At 45.8% G+C, this 14,214-nt stretch carries 12 protein-coding genes; 3 read left to right on the top strand and 9 right to left on the bottom strand.

Going from position 1 to position 14,214, the window contains the following annotated elements; genetic code table 11:
* Positions 1 to 75: 75 nt before the first annotated feature.
* From spoT to gmk, 3 genes are all read right to left on the bottom strand, one after another.
* Positions 76 to 2,187: a bifunctional GTP diphosphokinase/guanosine-3',5'-bis pyrophosphate 3'-pyrophosphohydrolase gene (spoT, locus tag OC443_RS17665; protein WP_073585827.1), complete on the bottom strand. Its 2,112-nt coding sequence runs from the start codon at positions 2,185 to 2,187 to the stop codon at positions 76 to 78.
* Between the two features lie 48 nt (positions 2,188 to 2,235).
* Positions 2,236 to 2,508 (bottom strand): DNA-directed RNA polymerase subunit omega, encoded by a 273-nt coding sequence (rpoZ, locus tag OC443_RS17660; protein WP_073585828.1) that lies wholly within the window; start codon positions 2,506 to 2,508, stop codon positions 2,236 to 2,238.
* A gap of 104 nt (positions 2,509 to 2,612) precedes the next feature.
* A complete protein-coding gene (gene gmk, locus OC443_RS17655; RefSeq protein WP_073585829.1) occupies positions 2,613 to 3,236 on the bottom strand; it encodes a guanylate kinase in 624 nt (207 codons plus the stop codon).
* Positions 3,237 to 3,650: 414 nt separating this feature from the next.
* Here gmk and OC443_RS17650 point away from each other — a divergent pair, with 414 nt between their 5' ends.
* Together OC443_RS17650 and OC443_RS17645 are read left to right on the top strand one after the other, a co-directional pair.
* Positions 3,651 to 4,922 (top strand): dicarboxylate/amino acid:cation symporter, encoded by a 1,272-nt coding sequence (locus OC443_RS17650; RefSeq protein WP_073585830.1) that lies wholly within the window; start codon positions 3,651 to 3,653, stop codon positions 4,920 to 4,922.
* A 263-nt stretch (positions 4,923 to 5,185) separates the two neighbouring features.
* Entirely contained in the window at positions 5,186 to 5,857 is a 672-nt protein-coding gene (locus tag OC443_RS17645; RefSeq protein WP_073585831.1) for a 7-cyano-7-deazaguanine/7-aminomethyl-7-deazaguanine transporter, read from the top strand.
* A 70-nt stretch (positions 5,858 to 5,927) separates the two neighbouring features.
* Here the strand turns inward: OC443_RS17645 and OC443_RS17640 are convergent, their stop codons facing one another.
* The 5 genes from OC443_RS17640 to OC443_RS17620 all read right to left on the bottom strand — a co-directional run bounded on the left by OC443_RS17640 (position 5,928) and on the right by OC443_RS17620 (position 12,992).
* Complete coding sequence (locus OC443_RS17640; RefSeq protein ID WP_073585832.1) at positions 5,928 to 7,631, bottom strand: sodium:solute symporter family protein; 1,704 nt, start codon at positions 7,629 to 7,631, stop codon at positions 5,928 to 5,930.
* 11 nt (positions 7,632 to 7,642) lie between these two features.
* The gene (locus OC443_RS17635; RefSeq protein WP_073585833.1) at positions 7,643 to 7,909 is read right to left on the bottom strand and encodes a DUF4212 domain-containing protein; all 267 of its coding nucleotides are present in this window, start codon (positions 7,907 to 7,909) and stop codon (positions 7,643 to 7,645) included.
* 386 nt (positions 7,910 to 8,295) lie between these two features.
* Positions 8,296 to 8,925: a response regulator transcription factor gene (locus tag OC443_RS17630; RefSeq protein ID WP_073585834.1), complete on the bottom strand. Its 630-nt coding sequence runs from the start codon at positions 8,923 to 8,925 to the stop codon at positions 8,296 to 8,298.
* A gap of 149 nt (positions 8,926 to 9,074) precedes the next feature.
* Positions 9,075 to 10,841, bottom strand: coding sequence for a protein-disulfide reductase DsbD (locus OC443_RS17625; protein ID WP_073585855.1), 1,767 nt, complete (start codon positions 10,839 to 10,841; stop codon positions 9,075 to 9,077).
* 267 nt (positions 10,842 to 11,108) lie between these two features.
* Positions 11,109 to 12,992, bottom strand: coding sequence for a sensor domain-containing diguanylate cyclase (locus OC443_RS17620; RefSeq protein ID WP_073585835.1), 1,884 nt, complete (start codon positions 12,990 to 12,992; stop codon positions 11,109 to 11,111).
* Between the two features lie 208 nt (positions 12,993 to 13,200).
* Between OC443_RS17620 and OC443_RS17615 the strand changes: the two genes are divergently transcribed.
* Positions 13,201 to 13,683: an FxsA family protein gene (locus OC443_RS17615; protein ID WP_073585856.1), complete on the top strand. Its 483-nt coding sequence runs from the start codon at positions 13,201 to 13,203 to the stop codon at positions 13,681 to 13,683.
* A gap of 9 nt (positions 13,684 to 13,692) precedes the next feature.
* Here OC443_RS17615 and OC443_RS17610 read toward each other — a convergent pair whose 3' ends face one another.
* The gene (locus OC443_RS17610) at positions 13,693 to 14,169 is read right to left on the bottom strand and encodes a tRNA (cytidine(34)-2'-O)-methyltransferase (protein ID WP_073585836.1); all 477 of its coding nucleotides are present in this window, start codon (positions 14,167 to 14,169) and stop codon (positions 13,693 to 13,695) included.
* Positions 14,170 to 14,214 lie beyond the last annotated feature (45 nt).

Genomic DNA, 14,214 nt, shown 5'->3' with positions numbered 1-14,214 from the left:
ATAATTGATGATGGTGAATCTGACTCAGGACAGAAACGTCAGTCAATGACGTTCTGCCTGATAACTTCCGGGAGTTCAGCTTTTTTTCCTCTGAACTCTTAATGCGTGAGGCATAACGCGGATCTTTTTCATAATTCCTGCAAGGTGAATCCGGTCTTTCGTGGTCAGCAATACTTTGATGGTATACAGACGACCGTCTCTTTCTTCAGTCGAAATACCATGGATATTTGAACCGGTATGTGAAATCACATTGGTCAGTTCTGCTAAAGCGCCCTGATGGTTGAGCATATCGATCTTCAGTTCAGTGATGAACTCCTGATCGTAATCTTTTGACCACTCAACGGCCATATATTTATCCGGTTCTTTCTGGTATCCACGGACGTTTGCACAGGTTTCTCTGTGGATGACCAGTCCGCGTCCCGGAGAGATATGAGCGATAATATGATCGTCCGGAATCGGATGACAACAATTTGCAAAGTTAAGCAGAATACCTTCCGCACCACGGATTGGTAAGGAGCGCTTGCGGTTTTCTTCACTGATCGTCAGTTCTTCCGTATTGCCCAGTAGTTTACGTGCAATCACGATACTCATCAGTTCACCTAAGCCGATGGCTGCCAGCAGGTCATCAAGCTGTGACATTTTCATCTCAAGGAGCACGGTCTGGATATTTTCTTCACTGATATCACCAATCGACTGTTCACCCAGAGCGTGATTCAGGAGCCGTCGTCCAAGGCTGACAGACTCTTCGCGACGCATTGTTTTCAGCACCTGGCGGATTTTGGTCCGGGCACGGGATGTCACAACATAGTTGAGCCATGCCGCGTTAGGGCGTGCTCCCGGCGCACTGATAATTTCAATCGTCTGTCCGTTTTTGAGCGCTTTACTCAGTGGGTAAGGATTGCGATCGACCCGTGACCCGACACAGGTATTACCGACATCGGTGTGAACGGCATAGGCGAAGTCTACAGCGGTTGCACCAGCTGGCAGTTCAACGATACGTCCTTTGGGAGTGAAAACGTAAATTTCATCAGGGAACAGATCTGATTTTACGTTTTCAATAAATTCGAATGAGTTGCCGGCACTTTGCTGAAGTTCGAGCAGGCTTTGCATCCAACGCTGTGCTTTAATTTGTGCGGTTGTTCCGGTTCGCTCGCCATTGGTTTTGTATGACCAGTGAGCGGCAACCCCTTTGTCGGCCATTTGGTCCATGTCTTCGGTCCGGATTTGAACTTCAACAGGAACGCCATGCGGGCCAACCATTGAGGTATGCAGAGACTGATAGCCGTTTGCTTTGGGTACTGCGATATAATCCTTCATCCGGCCGGGCTTTGGCTTGTACAGGCTGTGTACCTGACCGAGCACCCGGTAGCAGGTATCCGGCGTATCAACAATAATGCGGAACGCATAGATATCCATAATGGTATGAAAACGCTGTTCCTTCGTTTTCATCTTGTTATAGATAGAATAAAGGTTCTTTTCCCGGCCAAGCACTCTGGACTGCAATCCGACTTCCTGCAGACGCCCCTCGATTTCACTGTGGATTCGCTGGATCATCTCTTTCCGGTTACCGCGGGCTGCTTTTACCACATTTTTTAAAACGCGGTAGCGGTTTGGATAAAGTGCTTCAAAACCAAGTTCTTCCAGTTCAACTTTAATGTTGTGGATACCAAGGCGGTGGGCGAGTGGGGCATAGATTTCCAGTGTTTCCCGTGCAATTCGTCGCTTCTTATCCGGGCGCAGTGCGCCGAGAGTCCGCATATTATGCGTCCGGTCGGAAAGTTTGATCAAAATGACACGGATGTCCTGAACCATGGCCAGAACCATTTTACGGAAATTTTCAGCCTGTGCTTCTTTTCTGTCCCTGAATTTTAACTTATCCAGTTTCGATACGCCGTCCACCAACTCAGCAACCGCTGTGCCAAACTTTGTTTCAAGCTCTTCTTTGGTGACTTCGGTATCTTCGATGACATCGTGCAGCAAAGCTGCCTGGAGGGTTTCCAGATCCAGGCGCATTTCCGCCAGTAAGCGGGCAACGGCGACCGGGTGGATAATATAAGGTTCACCACTGGAGCGGGTTTGTCCTTCATGCGCTTCTCTTGCTACAACATAAGAGTGTCGCAGAGCCTCAATCTGAGGCTCTGTCAGGTACTCTTGTGCAACGTCCTTGAGGCTATCAAACAGATACAAATTAATCGACCCGCCTATCGTATATACTGAACGTGTATGCTGAACTGATTAACGGTTGTGAGCAATACTGCTTACCGCTGCCAGTTCTGCAGCTTCCTGTTCCTGTTGTTCCTGACGCTCACGTGCATCAAGAACTTCTTTTGTGATTAAACCTTCTTCGATTTCACGAAGGGCAATGACTGTTGTTTTGTCATTTTCTTCCGGTACCAATGGATCCTTACCGCCCGATTGCATTTGACGGGCGCGGCGAGCCGCAATAAGAACCAGATCGAAACGGTTGCCAACTTTCTCAACTGCATCTTGAACAGTTACGCGTGCCATGAGTACTCCAAATCGTTAATTAATAAACTGTAAATGACGGGAAATTATACAACTTAATATCTGATGATACTAGCTGTAAACCCTATAGATAGTTGCATCGGGTGCTATTCCGATAATAATTCAGACAGCATATTGCTATATTTAGCAGCTTGCTTGTCCTGCTTCAATCTTTCCGCACGAAGAATTGCTTTAAAATCCATCAGTGCAACATCAAAATCATCATTAATAATCAGGTAATCATATTCGTCATAATGCGATGTTTCTGATTGAGCTTTACTCATTCTGTCAGCAATGACTGCATCGCTGTCCTGACCTCTGGCATTCAGACGTCGTTCCAGCTCGCTTCTGGATGGCGGCAGAATAAAAATGCTTTTTGCATCCGGCATCTGTTGTCGGATCTGGCGTGCACCCTGCCAGTCAATATCGAGAAAAATATCGATGCCTTTTTCAAGGTTCTCTTCTATCCACACCCGGGATGTGCCGTAGTAGTTGCCAAAAACTTCAGCAAATTCAAGAAATTCATTCTTTTTAATCAGTGCTTCAAAGTGAGTTTTAGCCACGAAATGGTAATGAATGCCATCCTGTTCTCCCGGACGCGGATCCCGGGTCGTGTGCGAGACGGAAACCTTCATTGCATAGGTTGGGTTTTGCTCCAGTAATGCATTGATTAAACTTGATTTTCCAGCGCCGCTGGGGGCTGAAATAATATAAAGCGTGCCTCTGCTCATAACTTTATTTCACTTTTGTTGTCGAAAAGCTGTCTGATTTTTAAAGATAGCACTGTTATTCCATACCTTATTACTTGTCCGGAATTACAGGCTGAAAAGTGGAGGCGAAGATTATCACGAATGACGGCCTTTTCTCAAGAGAGCCAATTCGACTTCAGCTGATCTGCCTTTTATGTTGGATGAATAAAGGATATTGATGTGAAAATGGTCAATAATGTCGTCTTTTATCATGGTCTGCTCCCATTTATTGTGATAATGTCGCGCGCTGTCTGCCCGGCAGATATGATGAATATTTCTGCAAATCCGCGGCGGAAATCTTGCCTGATTAAATATACCCAAACAATTTCAACGCATTGAGTTTGTTTGGGCATATTAATAATCGATGTCATCTGTATAACAAGAATGAGGAACATCATGAAAACAATGAAGCTGACCACGAAAATATTCATTGGTCTTGCTGCGGGTATTGTTGTGGGTTTACTACTTCAGGATTCCCCGGCAATCGCAAACACATACATCAAGCCTGTCGGAACACTTTTCATTAACCTGATTAAAATGTTGATTGTCCCGTTAGTTTTTTCGTCATTAATCGTTGGCGCTGCCAGTATTGGTGATATCAAAACTTTGGGCAGAATTGGTGGGAAAACTTTAAGTTATTATCTGTTAACCACAGCTTTTGCCGTTGCTATCGGTCTGGTTTTATCGATGTTGCTGACGCCCGGAGCGGGCTTAAGTATGCCTGTTGCTGAAACAGCGATGAAAGCGAAAACAGTGAGCCTTGCTGATACGTTTTTAAATATTATTCCGAAAAACCCATTGAAGGGGCTGGTTGAAGGCAACATGCTGCAGATTATTGCTTTTGCACTGTTCCTTGGTATGGGCGCCACATCGTTACCCACAGCTAAAGCGCAACCTTTTATCAGCTTTTTTGAAAGCTTGGCTGAGATCATGTACAAAATTACCGGCTTTGTGATGTCACTGGCGCCTTACGGTGTCTTCGGGCTGATTGTTCCGGTTGTGGCTTCAAACGGGACTGCCGTTTTACTGCCACTGATTAAAGTGATTGGTGCGGTTTATGTGGGCTGCTTACTGCAGATGGTCTTTGTCTATGCCGTCACGGTTAACGGGTTGTCCCGTGTTTCTTTGTCTGAATTCCTGAAAGGCATTTTGCCTGCGGCGGCAACAGCATTCAGCACATCCAGCAGTTCCGGTACTTTGCCGGTCAGTATTAAAACCATCAAAGAAAACTTTGGTGTTTCAGACCGGATTGCCAGTTTTGTTCTGCCGCTGGGCGCAACCATTAATATGGGTGGAACGTCGCTTTATCAGGGCGTTTGTGCCATCTTTATTGCCCAGGTTTATGGTATCGACTTAAGTTTTGCGCAGATGGGAACCATTGTTCTGACGGCAACATTAGGTGCGATTGGTACCGCTGGTGTTCCGGGTGGCGGCCTGATTATGTTGTCGATTGTACTGAGCTCAGTTGGTCTGCCACTGGAAGGTCTGACATTGATCGCCGGGATTGACCGGATTCTGGATATGGCCAGAACGTCAATCAACGTGATTGGTGATTTGGCTGCTGCCATTGTTGTTGGCGCGTCCGAAAAAGAAATTGGTGTGGTTGAAACTGCTGAAGCTTCAACAGCCGGAGATGAGCAGGAAGTTTCACCTGAAACTATTTCCTGATTATCTGTTCATACTGTTTCCCCGGATAGCGGTTTGTCCGGGGAAATATTCCTGTTGATCCCTGTCTGTATTTGCCTGCCTCTAAATTATTATCCTGTCTTTTTTGCGAAGGGAAAGGCTTGCACTCCTGATGCTTTAATGTACAATGCGCCTCCCGAATCCGGAGGATGTTTTCCGGATTGTTATGACTGAATAATGACTGAAGCCTGATGCTTCATTGATTTGGGTTCCCTCACCCCAAAACAAACGAAAAAGGTGTACAGATGAGTTGTTTTACCCCTGCACAACAGCGCAAGGCGCTGGTTTATCTTGTTTTGTTTCACTTACTTGTGATTGCTTCAAGTAATTACCTGGTTCAGCTGCCGTTTACCTTTCTGGGGCTCCATACAACATGGGGGGCGTTTACATTTCCGTTTATTTTTCTGGCAACGGATCTGACGGTCCGAATCTTTGGTGCTTCGATGGCAAGAAAAATTATCTTTCTGGTGATGATTCCTGCATTAGCGCTATCGTATTTATTGTCCGTGATGTTCTTTGAAGGTAATTTTCAGGGCATGGCGGCACTGAATGACATTAACTGGTTTGTTGCCCGGATTGCTATCGCCAGCTTTACTGCTTATCTGCTGGGTCAGATCATGGATGTGCAAGTCTTTAATCGTTTACGCCAGTTGAAACAGTGGTGGATTGCCCCAACGGCTTCAACACTGTTTGGTAATGCGCTGGATACGGTCGCGTTCTTTGCCATTGCATTCTGGCATAGTCCGGATCCTTTTATGGCACAGCACTGGCAGGAAATTGCGCTGGTTGATTACGGCGTAAAGCTGTTGATTAGTCTGGGCTTATTTGTACCAATGTATGGTGTGTTACTGAACTGGCTGGTGAAAAAAATCACTCAGACTAATCCTGATTTTCGTATTGCAGGGATGACATCCTGATCCAGTCAAAGAGCAGGCCCGGTGTGTTGTCCGGGAAATCCGGGCCTGATAAGTTTACAGCTCATTCAGCTTAATGTTCGTGTGCTGTCCCCGCGCCTTTTGGATAGCGGATTGATTCCACCATATCCTGAACATCATCCGGTACTTCTGCAGTAAATTTGTTCACAACAATTGCCACCACAAAGTTCAGACACATGCCCAGCGTGCCGATACCTTCAGGGCTGATACCAAACCACCAGTTTTCCGCAATATTGGCTCCCGGATTGATAAATTTGAAATAAATAATATAGGCTGCAGTGAACAGGATTCCTGCCATCATGCCTGCTATTGCGCCTTCTTTATTCATTCGTTTATAAAAAATTCCCATAATGATGGCAGGGAAGAATGATGAGGCTGCCAGTCCGAAAGCGAAAGCAACCACCTGAGCGACAAAACCGGGCGGATTGATCCCTAAGTAACCCGCACCGATGACGGCCAGCGCTGCGCCAAGCCGGGCGGCCAGCAATTCCTGTTTATCCGTCATATCCGGCTTAAAGCCTTTTTTGAGCAGGTCATGAGAGATTGAAGTCGATATCACCAGCAGTAATCCGGCAGCTGTGGAAAGTGCTGCGGCCAGACCGCCAGCAGCCAGCAGGGCAACGACCCAGTTCGGTAATTTAGCCAGCTCCGGTGAAGCGAGTACGATGATATCGCGGTTAATTTTCATTTCATTCCGCGCATCTCCGGCATAAAACATTTTACCGTCACCATTTTTATCATCCCAGGCAACCAGTCCGGTACTTTCCCAGTTTTTATACCAGCCGGGGGCTTCAGTAGCCTGAACACCCTGCATATCTGGCCCGTTAATGGTTTCAATCATATTAACTCTGGCAAACGCTGCGACTGCCGGAGCTGTTGTATAGAGTAAGGCAATAAAGACCAGCGCCCACCCGGCGGATATCCGTGCATCAGACACTTTAGGAACAGTAAAAAAGCGAATAATCACGTGAGGTAAACCAGCCGTTCCAACCATTAATGCCGCGCAGATGAAAAAGACATCGACCATACTTTTTGAGCCGTCTGTATAGGCGGTAAAGCCTAACTCCTGTGTTAGTCCATCCAGCCGGTCGAGCAGATATGTTTCCGAGCCGGACATGGTGGAGCCAAAGCCGATCTGAGGCAGTACCGATCCGGTCATCATTAGTGAGGTAAAAATAGCCGGGACCATAAAAGCGAAAATCAGCACACAATATTGTGCGACCTGAGTGTAAGTAATGCCTTTCATCCCCCCCATAACGGCGTAGAAAAAAACAATCGCCATACCGATGATAATCCCTAAGTTAATATCGACCTCAAGGAAACGGGCAAAGACGACGCCCACACCACGCATCTGCCCGGCGACGTAAGTGAATGAAACAAATATGGCGCAGAAAACGGCGACCATTCTGGCGGTTTTGGAATAGTAGCGATCGCCGATGAAATCCGGGACGGTGAACTTACCAAATTTTCGCAGATAAGGTGCAAGACAAAGTGCGAGTAAAACGTAACCGCCGGTCCAGCCCATCAGGTAAACGCCACCGTCATAACCAATGAAAGAAATAATTCCTGCCATTGAAATAAAGGAAGCTGCTGACATCCAGTCCGCTGCAGTTGCCATGCCGTTGGCAACCGGATGAACGCCGCCTCCGGCAACATAAAACTCGCTGGTGGATGCCGCTCTTGCCCAGACGGCAATACCGATGTATAGCGAGAATGTCAGGCCGACCAGAATAAATGTCCAGGTTTGAATATCCATATTGCACCCCTTTACTCTTCGTGAACGTTATATTTTTTATCCAGTGCATTCATGCGCCATACATAAATAAAAATCAGTGCAACGAATGTATAAATCGCTCCCTGTTGCGCAAACCAGAATCCAAGTTTGAATCCTCCCACCTGAATGGAATTCAGCGGTTCAACAAATAAGACTCCTGCACCGTAGGATACTAAGAACCAGACAGAGAGTAATACGCCCATTAAGGTCAGATTTTCTTTCCAGTAAGCCTGTGCATGTTCCGATGATTCGAACGACATGACATTCTCCTTTTATTGTTAATATAATGTTGCATTTTTAAGTTAGCAGGGAGAGTGATACAAATCTGTTCAACTTTGGTATTTTGATTTTTATATGGATTATCAATCAATTAATAATTAACACATGAGAAATTCATGTAAATTATTTGTTAAATAAAGGTTCTGTTAGCCGAAAGTATAATGATGAGCACAGCCAGTTCTGCTTTTCTGTCTGTTTTGAACAGCCGGTATTTATTCCTGACTCGTGGCGATCATGCTATTTTGAGGGGAAGATGAGCGAGGTAAAATGTCAGCGAATGATGATATTTCACTCGCTGACAATATTCAGGGCCTGCTGAATTTTGCTCATGTTGCACGCATTCAGAGTGTGACACAAAGTCAGCTGCTTAGTCATTCAGTTCACCCAGCAGAATGACTGCCTGTGTCCTGTTTTTGACATCCAGTTTGCGGAAAATTGCCGTCATATGCGCTTTGATTGTTGCTTCTGAAACATTCAGTTCATAGGCGATTTGTTTGTTCAGCAAACCGTCAGATAACATGGACAACACTTTGTATTGCTGAGGTGTTAATGTGGCGACTTTTTCAGACAGACTGTCTGCCTTCGCTGTACTCAGGTCGATATTCTCCGGGAAGTACGGTTCGCCTCTGAGCACCTGATTCAGGGCTTCTGTCAGTTCTCTCATATCGCTTGATTTGGGAATAAAGCCAAACCCGCCATGTTTTTTAACCTGAGAGACAACCGTGGGTTCTTCGCTGGCTGAGATCACGACAACGGGTAAATCCGGATAATTTGACTTCAGCTGGATTAATCCAGACATGCCATTTGCTCCGGGCATTTTCAGATCCAGCAGCACCAGATCAGTCTCTTTTTCTCTGGCAAGAATGGAAAGTAAAGTATCTAAAGAATCAGCTTCGAGCAGGTTGGCACCACTGACGGCGAGATGAACAGCCTGAAAAAGCGCATTTCTGAATAGTGGGTGATCATCAGCGATGATAATAGTGTAGGTAGAGTCCATTGGTATTTATACTTTTTATGTTGAGCCAGTTTAAATTATTGTTCTAATCATTTTTTGGAACAATATAACAGGATTAAATTTACAGACTCTGTGTTAAATATGTGAGGTTGGTCAGCCGGGCAGAATATTGATTCTGCCCGGTTACAGGACTAATTCGCAGAGAGGTGATTCTGACTGATATTTCTTTGAAAATCTTCGGCTGACAGAAAACCGGAGATTTTAGCCGCAGATACTGCTTGCCCTTCCCCGTTCCAGAACAGAATGGTTGGCAAACCGAGGATATTAAACGAGCGGAGGATTTCCTGATCGGCTTTGGAATTATTCGTCACATCCGCCTGAACCAGTTTGAAATTACTGAGTTGTCTTTGGACTGATGGATCACTGAATGTATATTTCTCAAACTCTTTACAGGCCACACACCAGTCTGCATACAGGTCAAACATGACGGGCTGCCCGGCCAGCTTTGCCTGCGCCAGTTGCTGTTTCAGGGCTTCAATTGTGTTGACCTGAACAAACTGGATCGCATGTTCTTCCTGCTGTGTTTCATGACTGAGTAAATAAGAGCTGACAGGGAGTGCTGACAGGCAGAGACCCGCGACAGAGAACAAAGTTACGATCCCCTTCCGGAACGGTGTGGGAGAGTGTGTTCTGCCGGTCAGGAACAGCCAGATAGAGAAACAGATACCCAATGCAGTCCATAAACCGGCTGACCAGACTTCGGGCAGGATCCTCTCCAGCAGGAAAACGGGAGCAGCAAGCAGGATAAAACCAAATAAGGTTTTGACTTTTTCCATCCATGGCCCCGATCTGGGTAAGAACTGATGGCCAAATACTGCGATCAAAATTAACGGAATGCCCATCCCCATGCCCAGGGCATAAAGTGCAATGCCGCCAATCACTAAATCACCCGTCTGGGCGACATAGAGTAAGGCACCGGATAAGGGCGCCGTTGTACATGGTGAGCAGACAAGGCCGGAGATCGCGCCCATCAGGAAAACGCCCAGCGTCTGCCCCTGAGTTTGTTTATCACTCAGCTGATTCAGGTAAGTTTGTAATCTGCCCGGCATCTGCAGGGTGTAGACACCAAACATTGACAGTGAAAGAGCGACAAACAGAATACTGAATCCGATTAAAATCACCGGACTTTGCAGCAATGCCTGAAATTTTAACCCTGCGGAAGCCACCACCAGACCCAAAGCGGTATAAGTGAGTGCCATTCCCTGAACATAAATCAGTCCGAGTTTGAACGCCTGCTTGCGGGTGACGTCTTTCCGCCCCAGAACAATACTGGTGATAATCGGATACATGGGGAAAACACAGGGCGTGAATGCCAGACCTATTCCCAGCAGCAGAAACAGAGGAATACTCCAGAGGTTATTGTCCAACTTATCTGCGAGACGATCCTGTTCTGATTGTGGCTCCTGGGATGAGGGCGACGGTGGATGAGATGCAGCTTGAGCGGATGCCGGAATCAGTGTCGGATCGATGGTGATCACCTGTTGTTCCGGCGGATAGCAGAATCCTTTTTTAGCACACCCCTGATACTTAATCGTAATACTTGGTTGCCTGATTGCATCGGTCAGAGTCAGCGTCACGAATACCGGTTCAGTATAAACATTAACCTGACCAAAGAATTCATCTTTATGTGGTATGCCATCTGGTATGTTGCTGGATTTGATTTTCACATTGTCCGGATTGAATGACATCCGGCTTTGATACAGGTAATAGCCTGGCTGAACCTGCCAGTCTATCAGTAACTGGTTACCTTCCTGATAAGCGTGAAAAGGGAATGCTTCTTCTGCGGTGACAAACCGGCTTGATTCCGGCGCCAGCACCGGTGCGCTATTATTTTCAAAAAGTTGCGCCTGAGATACGGTTGTAAGCAGAGATATAAGCAGAAAAACGATCAAACGCATATATCTGACTGACCTGGTTTTGACTGACATTATTCCGACTGACATGATTATGGGTTGGGTCTCATAAGACAAACATCCTCTTAAATGATTCCCTCAAAATCCGGTGACAGCTCAACGTATCAACAGAATAGTGAGGCACAGCACAAGAATCACTTTCTTCTGTTCATTGTATACCAAATAACCATCAAGGCTATACCTGTGTTTCTATACCCAAGCAACCTGCATCTTCAGGTTGTTTGGGTATATATGGCTGAAGCCGGCAGTGAATCAGGTAACGGAATGAATCGCCTCAACCATAGGAAGTGGCTGTATCCCGTGGATTGAAATACAATTTTTGCCTTTACGCTTAGACAGGTAAAGTGCCTGATCTGCTTTACTGAAGCACTCCTGAGGATCATCTGTAATTGCAGTAACCCCAATACTGATGGTTAACGGATGAGCATGATAATGTTCGATGGTTTCACATAGTCTTTGCATCAGTTGCCGAGTTGCTTCTGGTCTGGCGTTCTGGATGATGACGGCAAACTCATCTCCGCCGATGCGGGCAATAAAGTCGGTGTCCCTGAGTTTTGCTTTGAGCTGCTTTGCCAGCCAGTGAATGATATGATCTCCGGTTGCGTGTCCGTAGGTATCATTGATGTTTTTGAAATCATCAATATCGATAATCGCAAGGCAGCATGGATACTGTCCTTCGTAGCGGGCACTTAATTGAGAATAATGGGACAGTGTTTTATGAAACTTCGCCTTATTCCATAACATGGTTGCCGGGTCTCTTTCATTTTTCTCCTTTAATTGCCGGATCGTTTCATATTGTTCAGAGATGTCACTCAGAGAATAGACAAAGTACTGGTTTTTCTTCATCGCCCTGACTTCCACCTTACAGGTGCGGGGGTTTTCCCGACGGCCAATCTGAAGCTCTCCGTGCCATTCTCCACAATCATGCAGTTGTTTTAATGCATGTCTGTAGCGGATTCCGGATGGATGCAGAGATAAAATTGGTTTGCCCTTCACTTCAGAAATCTCTTTTTCAGTGAGTTCACAGAACCGCACATTGGCATGAAGGATATGATGACGGTCATCGGTGAGAGCGACTGCAGCACTGTTATCGATAACGATCTGATTGAATGTGTGCTCCAGCTTTTTCTGCGTATAGTTTTCCCAGAATAAAGCCAGAATTGCAGCAAATAACCCCAGGATCAGTTCGAGTGTGACAGTATTTGTCAGTACTTCTTTTCCCCGTTGGGTGAGCATGTGCTGAATCTGGTGATGAGACATCATGACCATCAGAACCAGGCTGGAAGAAGAATGTAAGATACCGGATTGAAAATTACGGAAGGAATACAGTCCATCTTGTGTGTGATAGTCTCCGTTAACTTTGGTGAGCTGGTGAATGGCCTGCCAGAGTTTTGGGGATTTGGTCGCCAGATTGTATGCTCTTTTATCTGATGTCGGCTCCGGGCGTGATTTTTCCGGATGACTATTGATCACGTAGTCTCCGTTCGCATTAACCAGACTGACGTTATATCCTTGCTCATTGGCCGTAATCTCCTGAATAATGTCGAGAATGTTCAGGCAGGCGATGAAGTAACCATGCCGCTGATACTGATCTTCAACAGGAAAAATCATCCGGATAACCGGTTGATTGGTTTCCGGTTCGACTTTGATACCAAAATAGCCTTGTTCACCGGTATTAAGCTGACGGGCGTAGTTATAGTAATTGGTATCTGACAAATTTCTGAGTCTTTCATCTGCGACAATATGTGGATGCGGGTCATGTGGCGGATTATCAACCCGAATCACTTCCCGGCCATGATTATTAATGTAGCGAAGCTGGTAAATGAACCGGTTATTGGTCAGAGTCACTAACCACTCATTCTGTATATATTGCTTGAGCTTCGGCAATTCAGAAACGGCAAAGTCATCCAGCAATGGGGAATGGCTGAGCTGATAAAAAATCTGTTGTAAGTTCTGATGTAAACTCAAAGTACCCGATTCAATATAATTCATGAATTGATGGTTTTGTTCTTTCAGTTGTGTCAGCAGAAAACGCTGTGATTCATGGGTAAAGTGAAAATAATAACCCAGAGATATAATTGAAAGACCCAGCCAGAGCATGATCATTTTTTGAATTGTTCTTATTATCCGTTTCATTATGAGACCAAGTGATTAGCTAAACATTTTAAAACTTAGTTCAATGGTCAGATTTCCGCCAACATATCGTGAAAGCTATTGATAAGCGGGGTTTGTTGAACACTTTATTCTCAGTCTTGTCCGGGAAATATTCTGTTTCTGCACAGGGAATGCATCGGATTTATCAGCGAATTACGCTAAAATGAGAAAACTGACAGCAGGAGGTATTGTGTTTCCGATTATCTTAGTTTTATTCATTGCCGTACCGGTAATTGAAATTGGCCTGTTTATTCAGGTTGGTGGTTTTATCGGCCTATGGCCAACGATTGGGTTGGTGTTGATTACAGCTTTTGTCGGTGCATCGCTGGTTCGTAGTCAGGGAATACAAACCTTACTGACCGTGCAACAACGAATACAGGCGGGTGAATTACCGGCTCAGCAGATCCTTGAAGGCGTGATGCTTGCTGTGGCTGGTGTTTTGTTGCTTACTCCCGGTTTTATGACCGATATGATGGGAATGATTGTGTTGTTGCCGGGGCCAAGAGCAAGTCTGGCCCGTTACTTAATGGGGAAAGTGGTAGTTCAGGGACAATTCAATTCCGGATTTAATCAGAATACACATCACCACGATCATCAAAGTGATTCATCAGAAGGGCAGACCTACGAAGGTGAATACGAACGCAAAGACGATCATCATGATCGTCTGAAATAAAATTCTGTATTAAATCGCACCTTTGAATCCTAATTGACGCCATGTTTCAAAAGCAATAATCGCGACCGCATTCGACAGATTCAGGCTCCTTGAGTCAGGCATCATCGGGATGCGGATACGCTGGGTATCCGGCAGGCTGGCAATCACTTCTGCCGGTAGTCCGCGGGTTTCAGGGCCGAATAACAACACATCACCTTCCTGATAAGTTGCATCGACGTGATGGCCGGTTGTTTTGGTGGTACAGGCAAACAGCCGGTAACATGTTCTTTCCTTTTCCAGATAATTGATAAAAGCATTGTAGTCTGCGTGGCGGATAACATTCGCCAGATCGCGGTAATCCAGCCCGGCCCGGCGGACCTTCTTTTCTTCCAGGTCAAAGCCCAAAGGTTCAATTAAATGAAGTGTGGCGCCGCAGTTGGCACACAAGCGAATAATATTTCCGGTATTCGGGGCGATTTCAGGCTCGAATAAAGCGATTTCAAACATGGAAGGCACTTCGTTAGCTGGTTGATAACAGGGAAGGGAAGTATA

Source organism: Vibrio quintilis (genome assembly GCF_024529975.1).
Taxonomy (GTDB): domain Bacteria; phylum Pseudomonadota; class Gammaproteobacteria; order Enterobacterales; family Vibrionaceae; genus Vibrio; species Vibrio quintilis.
The sequence above is the reverse complement of the archived record's forward strand: the minus strand, read 5'-3'. Positions and strand labels throughout refer to the sequence as shown.

Excerpts from the sequence above, each read along its gene's own strand:
- OC443_RS17620 (WP_073585835.1), bottom strand. The coding sequence starts at position 12,992 with ATGAAACGGATAATAAGAACAATTCAAAAAATGATCATGCTCTGGCTG.
- rpoZ (WP_073585828.1), bottom strand. The coding sequence starts at position 2,508 with ATGGCACGCGTAACTGTTCAAGATGCAGTTGAGAAAGTTGGCAACCGT.
- OC443_RS17640 (WP_073585832.1), bottom strand. The coding sequence starts at position 7,631 with ATGGATATTCAAACCTGGACATTTATTCTGGTCGGCCTGACATTCTCG.
- OC443_RS17625 (WP_073585855.1), bottom strand. The coding sequence starts at position 10,841 with ATGCGTTTGATCGTTTTTCTGCTTATATCTCTGCTTACAACCGTATCT.
- gmk (WP_073585829.1), bottom strand. The coding sequence starts at position 3,236 with ATGAGCAGAGGCACGCTTTATATTATTTCAGCCCCCAGCGGCGCTGGA.
- OC443_RS17610 (WP_073585836.1), bottom strand. The coding sequence starts at position 14,169 with ATGTTTGAAATCGCTTTATTCGAGCCTGAAATCGCCCCGAATACCGGA.
- OC443_RS17630 (WP_073585834.1), bottom strand. The coding sequence starts at position 8,925 with ATGGACTCTACCTACACTATTATCATCGCTGATGATCACCCACTATTC.
- OC443_RS17645 (WP_073585831.1), top strand. The coding sequence starts at position 5,186 with ATGAGTTGTTTTACCCCTGCACAACAGCGCAAGGCGCTGGTTTATCTT.
- OC443_RS17650 (WP_073585830.1), top strand. The coding sequence starts at position 3,651 with ATGAAAACAATGAAGCTGACCACGAAAATATTCATTGGTCTTGCTGCG.
- OC443_RS17635 (WP_073585833.1), bottom strand. The coding sequence starts at position 7,909 with ATGTCGTTCGAATCATCGGAACATGCACAGGCTTACTGGAAAGAAAAT.